The 16,882-nt window shown below is 68.6% G+C and carries 10 protein-coding genes and 2 tRNA genes; 6 read left to right on the forward strand and 6 right to left on the reverse strand.

The window, feature by feature from the left end; all coding sequences use genetic code 11:
* Position 1: 1 nt before the first annotated feature.
* The 3 genes from OG507_RS26970 to OG507_RS26980 all read left to right on the forward strand — a co-directional run bounded on the left by OG507_RS26970 (position 2) and on the right by OG507_RS26980 (position 2,609).
* Positions 2-75 (forward strand) — tRNA-Met (locus tag OG507_RS26970).
* A gap of 214 nt (positions 76-289) precedes the next feature.
* Positions 290-2,428, forward strand: a complete 2,139-nt coding sequence (locus OG507_RS26975) for a tetratricopeptide repeat protein (protein ID WP_442811019.1) — start codon at positions 290-292, stop codon at positions 2,426-2,428.
* A 107-nt stretch (positions 2,429-2,535) separates the two neighbouring features.
* Positions 2,536-2,609: transfer RNA gene (locus tag OG507_RS26980), tRNA-Met, on the forward strand.
* A gap of 149 nt (positions 2,610-2,758) precedes the next feature.
* Here OG507_RS26980 and OG507_RS26985 read toward each other — a convergent pair.
* The gene (locus OG507_RS26985) at positions 2,759-3,178 is read right to left on the reverse strand and encodes a Fur family transcriptional regulator (protein WP_327369755.1); all 420 of its coding nucleotides are present in this window, start codon (positions 3,176-3,178) and stop codon (positions 2,759-2,761) included.
* Between the two features lie 161 nt (positions 3,179-3,339).
* Here OG507_RS26985 and OG507_RS26990 point away from each other — a divergent pair, with 161 nt between their 5' ends.
* A complete protein-coding gene (locus OG507_RS26990; protein WP_327369756.1) occupies positions 3,340-4,791 on the forward strand; it encodes a catalase in 1,452 nt (483 codons plus the stop codon).
* A gap of 73 nt (positions 4,792-4,864) precedes the next feature.
* On the opposite strand, the gene OG507_RS26995 is transcribed toward OG507_RS26990, so the two are convergent.
* The 3 genes from OG507_RS26995 to OG507_RS27005 all read right to left on the reverse strand — a co-directional run bounded on the left by OG507_RS26995 (position 4,865) and on the right by OG507_RS27005 (position 13,173).
* Positions 4,865-5,269 (reverse strand): CBS domain-containing protein, encoded by a 405-nt coding sequence (locus tag OG507_RS26995; RefSeq protein ID WP_327369757.1) that lies wholly within the window; start codon positions 5,267-5,269, stop codon positions 4,865-4,867.
* Positions 5,270-5,722: 453 nt separating this feature from the next.
* Positions 5,723-6,670, reverse strand: a complete 948-nt coding sequence (locus tag OG507_RS27000) for a hypothetical protein (RefSeq protein ID WP_327369758.1) — start codon at positions 6,668-6,670, stop codon at positions 5,723-5,725.
* Between the two features lie 107 nt (positions 6,671-6,777).
* Positions 6,778-13,173 carry an RHS repeat domain-containing protein gene (locus OG507_RS27005; RefSeq protein ID WP_327369759.1) on the reverse strand — a complete coding sequence of 2,132 codons (6,396 nt, stop codon included), beginning with the start codon at positions 13,171-13,173 and terminating at the stop codon, positions 6,778-6,780.
* A 241-nt stretch (positions 13,174-13,414) separates the two neighbouring features.
* Between OG507_RS27005 and OG507_RS27010 the strand changes: the two genes are divergently transcribed.
* On the forward strand, positions 13,415-14,680 hold the full coding sequence (locus OG507_RS27010) for a phospholipase D-like domain-containing protein (RefSeq protein ID WP_327369760.1): 1,266 nt from the start codon (positions 13,415-13,417) through the stop codon (positions 14,678-14,680).
* 230 nt (positions 14,681-14,910) lie between these two features.
* Here the strand turns inward: OG507_RS27010 and hisN are convergent, their stop codons facing one another.
* Positions 14,911-15,711, reverse strand: a complete 801-nt coding sequence (hisN, locus tag OG507_RS27015; RefSeq protein WP_327369761.1) for a histidinol-phosphatase — start codon at positions 15,709-15,711, stop codon at positions 14,911-14,913.
* 121 nt (positions 15,712-15,832) lie between these two features.
* Here hisN and OG507_RS27020 point away from each other — a divergent pair, with 121 nt between their 5' ends.
* Entirely contained in the window at positions 15,833-16,447 is a 615-nt protein-coding gene (locus tag OG507_RS27020) for a TetR/AcrR family transcriptional regulator (protein WP_327369762.1), read from the forward strand.
* A 28-nt stretch (positions 16,448-16,475) separates the two neighbouring features.
* Here the strand turns inward: OG507_RS27020 and OG507_RS27025 are convergent, their stop codons facing one another.
* Entirely contained in the window at positions 16,476-16,799 is a 324-nt protein-coding gene (locus tag OG507_RS27025; protein ID WP_327369763.1) for a DMT family transporter, read from the reverse strand.
* Between the last annotated feature and the right edge of the window lie 83 nt (positions 16,800-16,882).

Here is a 16,882-nt window from a genome sequence, read left to right on the forward strand (position 1 = left end):
GCGCGGGGTGGAGCAGCTCGGTAGCTCGCTGGGCTCATAACCCAGAGGTCGCAGGTTCAAATCCTGTCCCCGCTACTGAAAGACGAAGGCCCGGATCCTTTCCAAGGATCCGGGCCTTCGTCATGCCGTGGGGAATTTCTTGAGCGGTGGGTGTGAAGTGCGGTTCGCGGGGCACGAGTTGTGCCCGGACGTGTTTGACTTGTCTCTCTGTGGGCATGTCGACAAAACGCTGAAGTGACCTCACTGGCCGCGATATACCAGGTGTACGCGGGTTGTAGGTGGTGCGACGATGGTATTTATGGGGGACAGGGCAACTCTGTTGGAGACAGGGCGGTTTGCGCAGCGCCGCGTTCATCGGACGGATAGCGTGATGAATGCGGCTTTTGGCGCTGCTGCCGCAGAGAACAGCGAGACCACTGAAACCACTGAAACCACTGAGATCATCGGTACGACCGAGACCAGCGAGACCGCCGAGACTGTGGGGTGTGCCGCGACCGTCGAGAGCACGGAGAGCGCAGAGGCCACCGGGAACACCGGGTCCATTGAGGCCGCGGAGAGCACCGAGACTCCCGGGGGCCCTGAGACTCCCGAGAGCCCCGAGAGTGCCGAGAGCGAGGCGCGTCACCGTCGCGCCGCCGACGCCGGGGACACCACGTCGATGAGTGTCCTCGGTGCCCTGCTGCTGCGCCGTGGTGATCTGGAGGGCGCCGAACCCTACCTGCGCGCGGCCACCGCCGACGGGGACCGGGCCGCAGCCAACAACCTGGGTGTCCTTCTCCACCAGCGCGGATACACCGACGACGCGGCGGGCTGGTGGCGTATCGCGGCCGTGGCGGGTTCCGCCGCCGCCGCGCACGCGCTGGGCCGCCACTACCGCGAGCGCGGCGACGAGCCCGGCGCCGAGTACTGGCTGCGGCAGTCCGCCGAGCAGGGCCATGCGCTCGGCGCGTACGCCCTCGCCGACCTGCTGGAACACCGCAGCGACGTCGGCGCCGAGCGTTGGCTGCGCGCCGCCGCCGAGCAGGGGCACCGGGAGGCCGCGTACCGCCTCGCGCGCATGCTGGACCGCAACGCCGCCGACGACCCGCACGACGCCTTCGGCCGCCCGGGGCTGGGGCCCGCACCCGGCCCCGTCGCGGGCGCCACCGGTCGTCCGGGCGCCACCGGTCGTACCGCGGTGCGCAGCAACGACGGCCCCGTGGCCGGTCCGGCGGCCGGGCGCGTGGGCGAGGCCGAGCAGTGGTACCGGCAGGCCGCCGCGCGCGGTCACCGCCGTGCCGCCCTGCATCTCGGCGCCATCCTCGAACAGCGCGGCGAGCTCAAGGAAGCCGGCCGCTGGTACCTCATCTCCGCGAAGGCCGGCGAGGCACGGGCCGCCTGCGCGCTCGGATTCCTGCTCCGTGACGCGGGCGACGAGGAGAGCGCCGCCGTGTGGTGGCTGCGCGCCGCCCAGGACGGCGACGGGAACGCCGCCAACGCCCTGGGTGCCCTGCACGCCGCCCGTGGCGAGCAGCAGACCGCCGAGCGCTGGTACCGCGCCGCCATGGACGCGGGCGACGTCAACGGCGCCTACAACCTCGGGCTGCTCTGCGCGGCCCAGGACCGTACGCCGCAGGCAGAGCAGTGGTACCGCCGTGCCGCGTACGCGGGCCACCGCGAGGCCGCCAACGCACTGGCCGTACTCCTGCTCCAGGCGGGCGACGCGACCGGCGCCGAGCCCTGGTTCTCCAAGGCCGCCGAGGCGGGCAGCGTGGATGCGGCCTTCAACCTCGGCATCCTGTACGCCGGACGCGACGAGGACCGTACGGCACTGGTCTGGTACGAGCGGGCCGCGGCGGCCGGTCACACCGAGGCCGCGCTGCAGGTCGGCATGGCCCTGCTGCACCACGGCGAGGAGCGGGAGGCCGAGCGCCATCTGCGCTGCGCGGCGGGCGGCGGCAGCGCCGAGGCCGCCTTCCGGCTGGGCGGGGTGCTGGACTCGCGGCAGCCGCCGCCCGGACCTCCCGCGCTCGGCGAGCCGATGCCGGAGAAGACCGAGTGCGAGGAGTGGTACGAGCGGGCCGCCGAGCAGGGGCACCGCCGCGCCCAGGTGCGGGTCGGCATGCTCGCGGCGGCCCGGGGCGATGTGGACAGCGCGGCCCGCTGGTACCGCGAGGCCGCCGAGTCGGGCAGCCGCAACGGCGCCTTCAACCTCGGCCTGCTGCTGGCCCGCGAGGGCAGCGAGCGCGAGGCCGCGCTGTGGTGGACCCGCGCCGCCAACGACGGTCACGGACGGGCCGCCCTGCGCCTCGCCCTGCTGGCCGCCCGCCGAGGGGAGCTCACCGAGGGGCAGCGCTGGTGCGCGCGTGCGGTCGAGCTGGGCCCGGCGGAGGTCGCCGAGCGGGCGGCCCGGCTGCTCGAAGCGCTGCACCAGGAGCTCACCGCGTAAGCCCGTGCGCGGGGCGTCGCAGGGGCGGCGCCCCGGCGCATCCCCGCGAGCTGCCGAAACCGATTTGCGCTGGTCCGGAGCGGTGACGTACGGTGGAACCACAACGACGCGGGGTGGAGCAGCTCGGTAGCTCGCTGGGCTCATAACCCAGAGGTCGCAGGTTCAAATCCTGTCCCCGCTACTGAACGCAGAAGGCCGGATCCTCCAGAGGATCCGGCCTTCTGCGCGTACTCACGTCCACGCGCATGACCCGGAGTTCGTGGCCCGCCGCCTCCGAGTGCATCCCGCCTCCGAGTGCAGCGCCCGGTCGACGGCCTTCCGCCGGACGGCTCAGCTCGTCGCGGCGCAGTTCGGGCAGATGCCGCGGTAGGTGACCTCGACATCGGAGACCGTGAAACCGAACCGCTCGTCGCTCGGCAGATCCGCCAGCGGGTCGCCCGCCGGGTGCACGTCGCGGATGGTGCCGCAGCTCGCACAGACGAGGTGGTGGTGGGGGCGGTGTGCGTTCGGGTCGTACCGCTTGGCGCGGCGGTCCGTGGAGACCTCGATGACCTCGCCGAGCGTCACCATCTCGCCCAGGGTGTTGTACACGGTGGCGCGGGAGATCTCGGGCAGCTTGGCGACGGCCCGGGCGTGGACCTCGTCGGCCGTCAGGTGCACATGGTCCCCGTCGAGGACCTCGGCCACGACACGCCGCTGCGCAGTCATGCGCCAGCCGCGTCCGCGAAGTCGTTCCAGCAGGTCACTCATGGAAACAAGCCTAACAGTGAGGGGACCAGGTCTCGAACGGGTGTGACTTTGGATGGCCACTTGACTTGGACAATGTCCATTGTAGGATCGGATACGGCATACGCCAAGGGACAGGCTGTGCAGGACATGACGAATGTGCAGGAACGACGCAGGAGGCGCACGTGACGCAGGGACCGCTCACCACGGAGGCCGGCGCGCCGGTAGCCGACAACCAGAACAGCCAGACCGCGGGCGTCGGCGGTCCGGTCCTGGTGCAGGACCAGTCGCTGCTGGAGAAGCTCGCGCACTTCAACCGCGAGCGCATTCCGGAGCGCATCGTGCATGCCCGCGGCGCCGGTGCGTACGGCACCTTCACACTCACCCGTGACGTCTCGCGGTGGACGCGTGCGAAGTTCCTCTCCGAGGTCGGCAAGCAGACCGAGACGTTCCTGCGCTTCTCCACCGTCGCGGGCAACCTCGGCTCGGCCGACGCCGTGCGCGACCCCCGCGGTTTCGCGCTGAAGTTCTACACCGAAGAGGGCAACTACGACCTCGTCGGCAACAACACCCCGGTGTTCTTCATCAAGGACGCCATCAAGTTCCCGGACTTCATCCACACCCAGAAGCGCGACCCGTACACCGGCTCGCAGGAGGCGGACAACGTCTGGGACTTCTGGGGTCTGTCGCCCGAGTCCACCCACCAGGTGACCTGGCTCTTCGGTGACCGGGGCATCCCGGCCACGCTGCGTCACATGAACGGGTACGGCTCGCACACGTACCAGTGGAACAACGAGGCCGGCGAGGTCTTCTGGGTCAAATACCACTTCAAGACCGACCAGGGCATCAAGAACCTCACCCAGGCCGAGGCCAACAAGCTCGCCGGTGAGGACCCGGACAGTCACCAGCGCGATCTGCGCGAGGCGATCGAGCGCGGCGACTTCCCGTCCTGGACGGTGCAGGTCCAGATCATGCCCGCGGCCGAGGCTGCCACGTACCGCTTCAACCCGTTCGACCTCACCAAGGTGTGGCCGCACGAGGACTACCCGCCGATCGAGATCGGGAAGCTGGAGCTCAACCGCAACCCGGAGAACATCTTCGCGGAGACCGAGCAGTCGATCTTCAGCCCCGCGCACTTCGTGCCGGGCATCGGTCCGTCCCCGGACAAGATGCTCCAGGGCCGTCTCTTCGCGTACGGCGACGCGCACCGCTACCGCGTCGGCATCAACGCCGACCACCTGCCGGTGAACCGCCCCCACGCCGCCGAGGCGCGTACCTACAGCCGCGACGGCTACCTGTACGACGGCCGCCACAAGGGCGCGAAGAACTACGAGCCGAACAGCTTCGGCGGCCCGGCGCAGACGGACCGGCCGCTGTGGGAGCCCACCTCGGTCACGGGTGAGATCGGTACGCACGAGGCCCCGAGCCACGCCGAGGACAACGACTTCGTGCAGGCCGGCAACCTCTACCGGCTCTTCTCCGAGGAGGAGAAGACCCGGCTGATCGACAACCTCGCCGGGTTCATCGCCAAGGTGTCGCGCGAGGACATCGCCGAGCGCGCGATCAACAACTTCCGCCAGGCGGACGGCGACTTCGGCAAGCGTCTGGAGGCCGCGGTCCAGGCCCTGCGCGGCTAGTACCGACGCCTGTCGTCGACGGTGGGCCGGTTCCTTCTGCGGAGGGGGCCGGCCCACCGGTCGTTCATGGGGCTCAGACGACGAGTTCCGCGTGGTGGCGGCGCCTGATGGGCGCCCAGCAGCGCAGGATGTCGCGGACCGAGACGATGCCGACCGGTCCGTGGTCGTCCAGCACGATCAAGTGGCGGAATCCGCCATGTGTCATGGCCTCCGCGGCCTCTTCCAGGGTCCAGGTGGGCGCGGCGAAGACCACATCGGTGGTGGTGTGGGTGGATGCGTTCTCGACATCGGGGTTCAGGCCGGAGCCGACCGCGTTGAGGATGTCGCGCTCGGTGAGAATGCCGAGCCCGCTGGTGTCCCGGTCGAGGACGACTGCTGCTCCGATGCGGCGGGCCGACATCAGTTCGGCCGCCTGGCGGAGCGTATGGGTGGGTCCGATGGTGAGGACCAGCGTGCTCATGGCGTCACGGACGAGCATGAAAGGAGCCACCTCCTTGGTGAAGCGACTGTGTGAGCCGATTCACAAGTTCACAAGCGGGGGGACTCTCAGAGTTGCACCGATACGGGACGGGAACAAGGGGGAGCGAGACCATCCGAGGGGCGTGCGGTGGTGCGCGACGCCCCTCGGGGGCGTGTTTCCCGATCGGTAGCGGTCGTTGTCCGCCGTCGGCCGCGGCGTTGCCCGCATGGCCGGCCAGGGGTGACCCGGGCTGTCACGGACGGTGCCGGACCGCTCCGGATCGGTCGGCTGTCGAGACCACAACTGAGACCGGCGTGCGGACGCCCCGCCGGACATCAGCGGTCGAGGCGCTGTGCGGGGCGGCCGAGGAACACGGGCCGGGCTGAGATGCGGACGGCCGCGGAGACGGCAGTCCCGGGGCCTCGGGAGAGCTGTGACGCCGCGCAGCCCCAGCAGTCGGCGGCCCTGCGGTCAGGAGCGTCCCGGCTCGGCCGCGTCCTCGAAGGCCAGCCGCAGGGTGTCGCAGGAGATGGCCGGTGAGGCCTCGCCCGGCGGCAGCGCGGGGGCGAGGGCACGGAAGACCGCGTGCACCGCGTCGGGTCCGTACTCCCAGATGTTCTCCGTCGCCCGCAGCAGCGCGCCTCCGCGGGCCAGCGGTTCGACCGCGAAGAAGGCGGCGCTGTCCCGGAGACGGTCGAGGCCACCCAGCGCCTCCACGACGCCCGGGGAACAGACCGTGATCCACGCGTAGCCGCGCAGGACCGAATCCAGGTCCGGGAAGGTGTCGTCCTGGAAGAGACCCAGCGTGGCTTCCAGAGCGGTGCGGCCGGTGGCGACTTCCGCGTCGTCCGCGATGCTGCCGAAGAGAACCGACTCGTGGGCGTGCGCCTGCGCTCTCAGAAATGCGGTCCAGCGGTTCTGCGCGTCGTTTCTCGTGCCGGGATCGGTGAATTCCTCGGTGGTGCGGTCCACGACGAGCGCGATCCAGTCCGGAGCGTCCCGTTCGCGTACGACGGAGACGTCCAGCCAGGGTTCACCCGGAAAGCCGTCGCTTCCCACCACGGCCAGTTGCACCTTGGCCTCGGGTGGCATTTTCTCCACGCCCCGGAGGAATGTCCGCCAGTTCTTCGGTGACCAATAGGTCTCGACCTGACGACCGGAGGCCCGGGTGACGAGCAGTGAGGCCCAGAAACTCCCGGGAGGTCCGTACGTACTGTTTCCCCCGGTGATGGCCGAGGCGCGGGCGGAGAGATCCAGGTCGTACCCGAACTTCTCCCCCAGCGCCCCGGCCGCTTCGGCCAGGGCCGCGGTGAACCACGCCTCGGCCACCGCGCGGTAGGCGGAGCCGTCCTCGGGGCAGGGCAGGTTGATCTCGGCGCGCAGACTCGAGTTCAGCCTGATCTCCTGCTCCACCGCCATGTCCTGCCCCTTTGCTCCGCCGGTTGTGCACCGCGCCCCACGGACGTCAACCGAAGGCTACTGCACCACGATCGGCGGCCTGAGCGGCCGATCGTGGTGCGGGGCCGTCACGCCGGGCTCAGGAACAGCGCGGTCAGGAGGGCCACAGTCGCGAGCGCCCCGGACGTGTTGGTGTCCGGCGTCGACACCGTTCCCCAGTCCCAGCCCCACTCGTTGTTGGTCTCCCCGCCCGGAAGCGGGGCGTGCTGCGTCGCGCCAGGCGCCGGCATGTACGGATTCGCGGGCTGGGGCACCCTTTCCGGAACGGCCGTCGGATTCGGTTGCGGAACCGGCGACGGGGAGGGCTTGTCGATCTTCTTCACCTTCATGTACGTGTACACCTCGATTCCCGCGGCCTTCGACGACGAGCGGACGGTGATGAGTTCATTGCCCTTCGCGCTGGGGGCCGACTGCGCCAGCGGGAACTTGAACCCTGCAACGACCTCTCTCTTGTCCCCCTTCGCCCGCAACTGCTTGGTCAGATACTTGATGTAGTTCTTGAGCTGCGCGGGTCCGGTGGATTCCGCCGACGGCCTCGATGACCTGTAGTTGGCCGATTCCTTGTGCTTGATCTCCCAGACGTAGACCTTCTTGTCCGTCCAGTAGATGAGGTCCGCGTACCCGGTCTTCTTCTTGCTCTCGTTCTTGACGTTGATGCTGCCGTACGAGCCGTGCTTGATGGCGTTTGCCTTGCGGCTCGTGGTCACGGCCCCGTGGCCATTGCCGTTGGAGAGGTCGTAGTAGCGGACCGCCAGGGCCCGCAGAAAGACCGCCGTGTCGTGGCGGGAGATCCACAGCGTGCGCCAGAAGCTTCCGCCGAGCAGGAAGTCGAAGAACAGTCCGGACGGATCGCTGTACGCGATGGGGTTGTTGACGCTGTAGCTGTAGCCGTTGAGGCTCTGCGGCAGATACGGCGTCGCCAGTGGGTCGGGAGACAGGAAGCGGCCCAGGCTGGGGTCATAGAGCCTCGCCCCGAGGAGGGAGAGGCCGGTGGAGTCGTCCTCGGCCTTGCCCAGGAAGCCCCGGTCCGTGCCCGTGGGCAGCGCGGTGGCGCCGCGCTGTTCGCCGAACGGCAGGTAGCGCCGCTTGGTGACCGCGCCCGTCGCCTGCGCCACCATCAGCTGGGTGGAGCTCTGCGTGTCCGACATCAGCCAGATGAGCGTGCCGTTGGTGGTGCCGTCCGCCACGCGCACGGCCACCGCTGTCTTCTCCAGCGCGTAGTAGCGGCTGGCCTTGGTTCCGGCGGTGGTGGAGTGCAGTTCCTGGCCGTCCAGGTACAGCACCTTCTCGCTCTTGCCGGTGCGCAGGACGACATTGCCCTCGACGTCGTAGACGTACGTCGACACCTCGTCGCCGGTCGGCTTCTTCTGCGTGACCTTGGTCAGCCGCTGCTGCGCGTCCCAGGCCAGGTCGGAGCTCACCCCGCCGACGGTGCGCGAGGTCAGCTGGCCCTTGTCGTTGTAGCCGTAGCTGTCCGTGCCCGACGACGTGGTGACGGACGTGACCGCGTGCGGGTGCGCCTGGCCGGCCGTGTAGGTCGTCTCGTCGGCGCTGTAGCCCGGGTACTTGTAGTCCTTGACTGTCGTCCCCGTCGCCGTGGTCGCGGTGACGGACTGGATGTTGCCGAGCCGGTCGTAGGTGTACTGCTGCTGGTAGGGATCGGGACCCGCGAAGTCCGACTGCGGTGTGGTGCCGCAGGTCGTGGCTGCCGTGGTCCAGGCCGCCTTCAGCCGCTGGAGGCCGTCGTAGGTGTAGCACTGCTGCTGGTTCGCGGTGGTCTCGCGCAGCGTGGTGACGATTCCCGCGTCGTTACGGGCGTAGGTGTCCTCCTGAACCTTGGTGGTGGTGCCCGAGGTGAGCGTGTTGGTGGTGACGTTCTTCAGCCAGCCGGTGCCGTTGGCGTCGTCGTAGGCGAAGGTGCGGGTGGCACTCGTGCCGGTACCCGCGGCGCCGTACGAGCGGGAGATCGTCCTGCCGAGGTCGTCGTAACCGACCCCGGACACATAGGTCGCCAGCGCGCTGGCGAGCTTGGTCGGGTCACCGTACGCCGAGCGCTGGGTGGTGACGGTCTCCGCGGGCAGTCCGCCGACCGCCGGGTAGTCGACCGAGGCCGTCTGGTCGTTGAGGTCGTAGTGGTAGCCGAAGGTGTAGCTGCCCTGGAAGCCGTTGCCGTCGCTGGGGACGACCGTCGTCTTGGACGTGGCCCGACCGCGCGCGTCATAGGCGTCGACCTTCGACACATAGCCGTAGCCGCCCGCGTACGAGGTGGTCGAGGCCAGCAGCCCCTTGCCGCCGGTGGCGGTGTCCCACTTCCACTCGCTCAGCAGCGCGGAGCCCGAGGAGACCGACTTCTGGCGGTTGAGCTCGTCATACGCGTGGGTGAGGACGGTGGTGCCGTCCGTGACGGTCTCGACGTTGCCGTTGGCGTCGTACGTGTTCGTGCTGACGCCGCTGTCGAGATCCTCGGTCCTGAGGCGCTCTCCCGCCCAGTTGTAGGTGTAGTGGGTGGTGTTGCCCCGCGCGTCGTGGACGTACTTCAGACCACCGCTGCGCGTGTACTCGTACTCCGTGGTGTAGGACTCCGAGCCGTTGTGTTCGACCACCTTGACGGTCTGGTCGTCGACGTCGGTGTAGGTGTCCTTGGGCTCCCCCACCGGCGGAAAGACGGTGGTGAGGTCGGCGCCGCCGTAGCTGGTCACGGTCTTGCTCGCCGACTGCTCGCTGCCCCTGACCAGGATCTGCGACAGCGTGGTGCGCCCGGCCCAGTCCACTTGCAGGTCGTTGTAGGCCGGGATGTCGGCGACGGCCGGATTGACCATGCCGGAGCCTGCCGCCTGGCTGTTGTAGAACTCCGCCGACGTGCCGGCGACATTGCCCGAGGAGTCGTAGCGGGTCACCGTCACCGTGCGGCCCGTGCCCGACGACGCGGGCATCTGCGCCTCCCGCGTCCGGCCGAGGCCGTCGACGTAGCCGACCGACTTCAGGAAGGTGGTGCCGGACTGGAGGATCTCGGTGGTCACCTGCGCCGGCGCGCCCGTCGCCACGTCGGGCACACCGGTCGAGGACGGGGCGACCGGGACCGCGTAGGAGAACTTCATCGACGGGGTGCCGTCGGGGTAGTTGGCGGACTCGGTCGGCTTGAAGACCTGGATGGTACGGCCGAACGCGTCGTAGACGACCCGGCTGGTGTTGCCGTTGGCATCCACGGTCTTCCACGGCTCCCCGAAGAACCGGGAGACGTACGTGGTCGAGGTGAGTGCTGTTCCCCCGGTCGGGGTCGGGGTCGTGGTGGTGATGCCGTCGTTCGGCCAGGACGTGTTCGGGTTGTACGTGGTGGTGGTCAGGTTCTGCTTGCCGTCCCAGGTCTTGGTCTGGCGCCCGGCGTCGTCGAAACCGCCCCTGGTGGACCGGTAGTTGGTGGCGTCGGTGTAGGTGCGGACCTCGGTCGCGTTGCCGTCGGTCAGCTTGGCGTCGTTCTCGGACTGGGCCGTGGCGCCGTCGAAGAGCGTGACGGTCCGCCTGTCCTGGTGCAGGGTGTCCTGCCCGGCCGCCTGGTCCTGGGCCTGTGTGGTGCAGGAGACGGAGTAGTGCCGTTCGTCGTCCTGATACACCATCCACCGCTTGGTGCCGGTCGCGTCGAGCTGGTCGGTGTTGTAGGCCCGCCCGAACTCGGTGCACGTGTTGTCGGAGACGTTGGTCTCACCCCAGTCGTCCACGCGCATCGGCAGACCGAAGGCGGTGGAGGCCGTCTCGCTGTCGTCGTACTCGTTCTCGATGATGTGCTCGCGCCAGGTCGACAGGTCCGTGTCGGTGGAGTCGTAGACCTTTTCCAGCGTGCGCGTCTTGCTCTCCCGTATGAAGCGGGCGTCCGGCAGACCCGTGTACTGGGCGGTGTTGTGCATCCAGTACTCGTGCCACTCCCTTGCCTGGGACTTGTCCGCGTTGTCTCGCGTGGAGGTCTCCAGCGGCTTGCCCGCCAGCCATGCGGAGTCGGTCCACTCGGTGCCCTCGGAGTCGGTGACCTTCACCGTCCGGGTCTGCGAGGGGTCCGTCTTGGAGGTTCGGTCGCCGTCCAGGCCCCGGTACAGCCAGTTATAGGTGGAGTGCCTGTTGGAGTTGGCGCCGGTGGTGACGAGCACCTTGCCGTAGCCGCGCCACTCCGACCAGGACTCGTCCTCGTCCTTGGCGATCGGGTCGGCCGTGAACCGCCAGCCCGGGGCGCCGTCGTACTCGTATGTCGTGGTCATCGAGGGATCGCCGTCCCCGAGATCGCCGGGATCCACCACGACCTGCGTCACGACGAACTTCTTGAACCAGCCGGTCCGCTCGGTCGTCTCGCCCTCCGGCGTCCACTTCTGCCAGAAGCACTCGGAGTCGTTGTTCGACTGTGAGGGCAGGTTGGCCGCGTCGCACTGCCGGGAGACGTCACCGTCGGAAGCGTGCCCGTAGGTGACGGCCACGCTGGAACCCAGGTCGGTGAAGACCTTGTTGACCCGGCGGAAGTTCAGCAGCGCGCCACCGCCGACCTGGTTGTCCAGGTACTCGCCGTTGAAGTTGATGGTCGGCAGGGTGATGTCGTCCCCCGCGTAACCGCGGCGCTGGATGTAGTCGAGCCAGAGCGTGCCGTCGATGGACCCCTCGGGGTTCATCAGCGCGTACTTCATCTGGTACTGCGTGACCAGATCCCAGCTCGCCGCGTCGTTGTCGCGGACGTACGTCTTGATGTCCCAGAGCATTCCGCGCTGGAAGAACGTGGGGTAGTACGTCTTGCCCGCGCAGGACTCGCCGTCCTCCGGGCCGTCGCAGATGAGGTCGACCGGCACGTCCGGGTACGACGACGGGGACGCGTCGATCGTCGGGCAGTCCGGCGGGGTGTTGTCCAGCGGGTCCTTCTCGTTCATCCGCTCCACACAGCGGTTGACGTGCTGGAACTCCACCTTGGCAGGCAGTTGGGCGCCCGCGGTCTGCGAGGACCAGCCGTACTCGATCCGGCTCAGGTATGCACCCGCGTCATAGGAGCGGGCCTTGTCGGCCGCGGCCACCGAACGGTAGTAGTTCTGCTCCTTGTCGTAGAAGTAGGAGTTCTCGACCTCGTTCGACGTCACCACCCGGTCCAGGCTCCAACGCCAGGCCTGCGTGCAGGGGTTGGGGGACGAGCTGTTGCAGGGCTCGCCCGCGTCGTCACCGATGACGGGGACGGTCAGCACCGAGTTCGTCTTGCTGAGCGAGCGCTCGGAGCGACCCCAGCCGAAGTAGTAACGGGTGCCGTCCTGCTGGGTGATCACCCAGAACTCGTCCGTGTTGTCCGAGCCGTAGCCGCCGTTGAGCTTCTGCACCTTCCAGCCGGGATCGTCCTGCATGTGGAAGGAGCCGGTACCGGTGTTGTCCTGGATGAGCTCTGTCGTCATCCCGTTGATGTTGATGACGTACACGGCTCCGTTCGGGTCCGTGGACGAGTTCGGCGAGTCCCAGCACAGGTCGCCGAATGTCGGGTGCCCGTCCTGGGCGCAGTTCTTGTAGCGGCGCTCTATGTAGCCGAGGTTCAGGTCCCAGCCCATCCCGACCCAGGAGGCCTGGTTGTTGGAGGCCGACGTACGGCCGTCCACCGACTGAGAGTTGTAGGTCAACGCGAGGTCCGGGGCCTCACCCATCGGAGGTTCGGGCACCTCGATCGGCACCTGATAGGTGAACGCGCCCGAGCCCATCGACACGTCCCACTTGCCCGTGGGCGACAGCGTGCTCGCCCGGTAGTCGCCCTTGTCGGACGACGAGCCCGTGGTCAGCGCGTAGACGGAGGGCTCCGCCAGTGCCGCCATGCCGGAGTGTGTCTCGGTCTGCGGCGCGGCCTCGACCGTCGCCGTCAGCTTCTGTCCGTCCGTGTCGTTCTTCGACGGTACGTAGCTGCTGCTCTGGCAGGCCTTCGCCTTCGGGTTGGTTGCCGCGCAGGCCGGCAGCTTGATCAGCCGCAGCCGGGAGGCGAAGTCACCTCCGTAGGCGTGGGCGAAGCCCGAGTAGTCGATGGAGACCTCCACCGCTCCGGCCGTCTGCCCGCCGTCCCGGCGCGCGAGCCGCAGCCCGAGCCCCAGACCGCCGGCGGCCTCGGCCTCCGAGCGCCCCAGCACCTCGACGTCGACCTTGGAGGGCGCGCGATCCGCTGCCGCACCCCTGGTCTTCGCCGTGGACGCGGCCGTGCGGACCGACACCACCGATCCCTTGGCCGACTCGACCGGCACGGATCCCAACGTCACGGTGCGGCGGCCGGACTCGGGCCAGGTCACCTTCGCAGGCTTCTTCTGGGACGGCTCGGCCATCTGCGACACCGGGCTGTCCAGTTTTCCGGTCGGCACGCTCGGTTCGTCACCACTCGGCAGTGCCACCGCCGCCGATGGCGCGAGCGCCACGACCGACAAGAGCCCGGCCAGCAATGCCTTGCTGACCAGGGCAGCCGTGCCTCGAGAACACATACGTCTCACGAAGCTCCCACCCCCTACGCGAAGAAAGATCAATAAAATGTTCGCCGAGGGTAAGAATTTCTCATCTGTCATGTCTAGTTCATCAAAAGGGGCATGCGTCACCTCACGGTCATCTCGCAGCTGACTCGCGTCCATCTCGGAGGCATCTCGAAGGTGTAGCTGGTAGTCACATGCACCCCTCTGGCAACATCCGCTCGACAGATATATGTTCGACCGGCCTCAGGGGGGTCTGGTGCGCTCAGCATCACGCCATGGTTCAAGCCGTCTCGCCGCGGTTCTCATCTCGGTCTCGCTCGTCGCGGGTCTTCAACTCGGTTTGGCGGGCAGCGCGTCCGCGGCCGTCACGGCGGGCCCGGTCTTCAACAAGCCGACCGGCACCGCGGCCGAGCAGCAGGCGATACGCACACGGCTGCTCGACTACATCAACCAGTCGCCGTCCGGCTCGTCCATCAAGGGCTCGGTCTACCACTTCTGGGACGCGGAGCTGGCCCAGGCCATCGCGGACGCCCGCGCCCGCGGCGTCGATGTCCAGCTGATGATGGACGAGAGCGACGTCAGCGACAACGCCGACGACCCGACGTACGGAATCCTGAAGACTGCGCTCGGCACCGACCGCGCCCAGAGCTCCTTCGTCGGGCTGTGTCCGGTCGACAAGTCCTGTCTGGGCGAGCCCTCGCAGGGCGCCTCGATCAACCACAACAAGTTCTGGCTGTTCTCACAGCTCGAAGGGGCGTACGACGTCGTGGTGCAGACCTCGTCGAACCTCACACCGTCCAGCTACAGCCGGTTCTGGAACGACGCCTACGTCGTGCCGAACAACGTGACGATCTACACGGCGTACAGCAACTACTTCGCCAAGCTCGTGGGTCAGGACTGGGCCAACTGGCAGTACAGCACCACCACCAGCAGCCCGTACAAGGCCTACTTCTTCCCTCGCCCCGCGGACGACCCGTCTCCGGGCGACACCATCACCGGTGTCCTCGACAACGTCACCTGCACGTACACCGAGGACGGCACCACCAAGCACACCAAGGTGCGGGTCGGCATGTTCAAGCTCACCCGGCTCGCGGTGGCCCAGAAGCTGGTCGCGCTCAAGACCGCGGGCTGCACGGTCGACATCGTCTACTCGCAGACCGACAGCGGCTCCTCCAGCGGCACCTGGGAGACCCTGCACGCCTCCGGTGGTCCCACGCTGCGCTGCTACAACTGGGACGACGACAGCGACCCGGACACCGCCTCGCGCATCATCCACTCCAAGTTCCTGCTGATCGAGGGCAAGTACGACGGTGCCACTGGTCAGAAGGTCCTGTGGACCGGCAGCCACAACTACACGGGTCCGGCGCTCACCAAGAACGACGAGGCGCTGCTGAAGGTAGACAGCGACGCCGACCACGATGCGTACGTCACGGACTTCAGCGCGGTGAAGGCGGCGGCCGTGCCGGGAACCGCCGACGACACGAGCGCTTGCAAGGGCGTCACCGGTACGCCCGAGACCTGACCGCCCCGCAGCCGTCGGCCGAGACGACGAACTCGGGACGCGACCCGGCGGTGTGCACGCAGAAAGTGCCTTCCTGCTGTGCTGACAGAGGCTTTGGACAAGCCTCATCATCCCAGCTCAGAAGGCACTTTCGCGTTCCCGCTCAGGATCCGGACGCCACCGTAGGTGATGTTTCGCCCGCCGGGCGTCGAGACCGCCTACGCCTGGCGCAGGTCAAGCCGCAAGCTGCGTCAGTAGCGCTGGTTCAGATAGCCCAGCAGCTCGTGGTGGAGCAGCCCGTTCGAGGCTGCCGCGTTCCCGCCGCCCGGGCCGGGTACGCCGTCCAGGCTGGTGAACCGGCCGCCCGCCTCCTGGACGATGATCGCGTTCGCGGCCATGTCCCAGAGCGAGAGTTCCGGCTCCGCACAGATGTCGACCGATCCCTCGGCGACCATCATGTACGGCCAGAAATCCCCGTACCCGCGAGTGCGCCAGCAGGCCCTGGTCAGATCCATGAAGCCGTCGAGCCGGCCCTGCTCCTCCCACCCGGTCATCGAGGCGTACGCGAACGAGGCGTCCGCGATCCGCTCCACCTTCGAGACGTGCAGCCGCGTCGCGGAGGTCAGGCTGCGGCCGGAGAACGCGCCCGCGCCCTTCGCCGCCCACCAGCGCCGGTTCAGCGCGGGGGCGGACACCACGCCGACCACCGGCTGGAAGCCGTTCTCGCCGGCCTCCATCAGCGAGATCAGCGTCGCCCAGACCGGCACGCCGCGCACATAGTTCTTGGTGCCGTCGATCGGGTCGACGACCCAGCGCCGAGGGCCGGTGCCCTCGATGCCGTACTCCTCGCCCAGAATCGCGTCGCGCGGGCGGGCCCGATGGAGGTGGCCGCGGATCAGTTCCTCGGCGGCCTTGTCGGCCTCGCTCACCGGCGTCATGTCCGGCTTGGTCTCGACCTTGAGGTCCAGAGCCTTGAACCGGTCCATCGTCGTCGCGTCGGCGGCGTCCGCCAGCACGTGGGCGAGGCGCAGATCATCGTGGTAATCGGGCATGCCGTCACAGTATCGACCGCGGGTGAACGGAGCTACACGACCCTGCGGCCGCGCGGACCATTGACAGTCCCCGGGGGCGCGTCAACTCTGGAACGCGAAGCCCTTGGCGCGGGAGGCGACGATGCCCACAGCGCGAGACGCATTGCTGGACGCCGCCCACTCGGCGCTGGCGACGCTGCCCTGGTCGGCGGTGCGCATGGTCGATGTGGCGTCCGCCGCCGGGGTCTCCCGGCAGACCCTCTACAACGAGTTCGGCAGCAAGGACGGCCTGGCCCGCGCGCTGGTACGCGGCGCCGCCGACAGCTATCTGGCCGGCGTCGAACGGGCACTGGGATCGGCCGGCGGTACGGGGGACAGACTGGCCGCCACCGCCGCCTGGACGGTTCGCGCGGTTCGGGCGAACGCCCTGGTCAGGGGGCTGCTCACGGGCTGCTGGAGTGAGCGGTTACCCCGTCCCGTACGCCCCCCGGCACAGACCGCCTCCCTTGTGCCCGCCCAGCGGCGCGCCGATGCCGGGGCGCCGACGCCCGCCGAGCTGCTCGGCCAGGTCGGAGCGCGGGCGGCGGCCGCCCTCGACGAGGGACGGCCACCGCACGACCCCCGGGCGCTGGCCGCGACCTGCGAGATCGCGCTGCGGCTCGCACTGAGCTACGCGCTGGTCCCGGCTCCCCCGGGGACGGAGGGGGAACCGGCACCGCTGGTGCGCGAGGCGGTGGAGCGGCGGCCGCCCGGATGAACGCCGGCCGGGGCGAACCCGCAACGGTTCAGTGGGACGAGCCCGAGAGCTGCAGTCCGATCACTCCGACGATCACCAGGGAGATCGAGATCAGCTTGAGGGTGGAGACCACGTCGTCGAGGAACACCATGCCGTAGATCGCGGTGCCCGCCGCGCCGATGCCCGTCCACACGGCATAGGCGGGCCCCACGTCGAGTTTCTTCAGCGACAGCGTCAGCAGACCGAAGCTGCCGAGGGCGAAGATGCAGAACGCGACGGTCGGCCAGAGCCGGGTGAAACCGTGCGAGAGCTTCAGACAGACGGCGAAACCGGTCTCCAGAAGTCCTGCGACCACGACCAGCAGCCACGCCATCTTCAGTGCCCTCCCGCGTCGGTGACCGCCTTGCCACGCTGGGTGTGATTATGCACTTACCTGCAGCGGGAGATCGCAAACGT

Origin of the sequence: Streptomyces sp. NBC_01217 (assembly GCF_035994185.1) — a bacterium.
In the GTDB taxonomy this organism is placed as follows: Bacteria; Actinomycetota; Actinomycetes; order Streptomycetales; family Streptomycetaceae; genus Streptomyces.

Bases quoted from the DNA above. Each gene is read 5' to 3' on its own strand.
- OG507_RS26985 (WP_327369755.1), bottom strand. From the start codon at position 3,178: ATGAGTGACCTGCTGGAACGACTTCGCGGACGCGGCTGGCGCATGACT.
- OG507_RS26995 (WP_327369757.1), bottom strand. From the start codon at position 5,269: ATGCTCGTCCGTGACGCCATGAGCACGCTGGTCCTCACCATCGGACCC.
- OG507_RS27000 (WP_327369758.1), bottom strand. From the start codon at position 6,670: ATGGCGGTGGAGCAGGAGATCAGGCTGAACTCGAGTCTGCGCGCCGAG.
- OG507_RS26975 (WP_442811019.1), top strand. From the start codon at position 290: ATGGTATTTATGGGGGACAGGGCAACTCTGTTGGAGACAGGGCGGTTT.
- OG507_RS27005 (WP_327369759.1), bottom strand. From the start codon at position 13,173: ATGTGTTCTCGAGGCACGGCTGCCCTGGTCAGCAAGGCATTGCTGGCC.
- OG507_RS27025 (WP_327369763.1), bottom strand. From the start codon at position 16,799: ATGGCGTGGCTGCTGGTCGTGGTCGCAGGACTTCTGGAGACCGGTTTC.
- hisN (WP_327369761.1), bottom strand. From the start codon at position 15,711: ATGCCCGATTACCACGATGATCTGCGCCTCGCCCACGTGCTGGCGGAC.
- OG507_RS27020 (WP_327369762.1), top strand. From the start codon at position 15,833: ATGCCCACAGCGCGAGACGCATTGCTGGACGCCGCCCACTCGGCGCTG.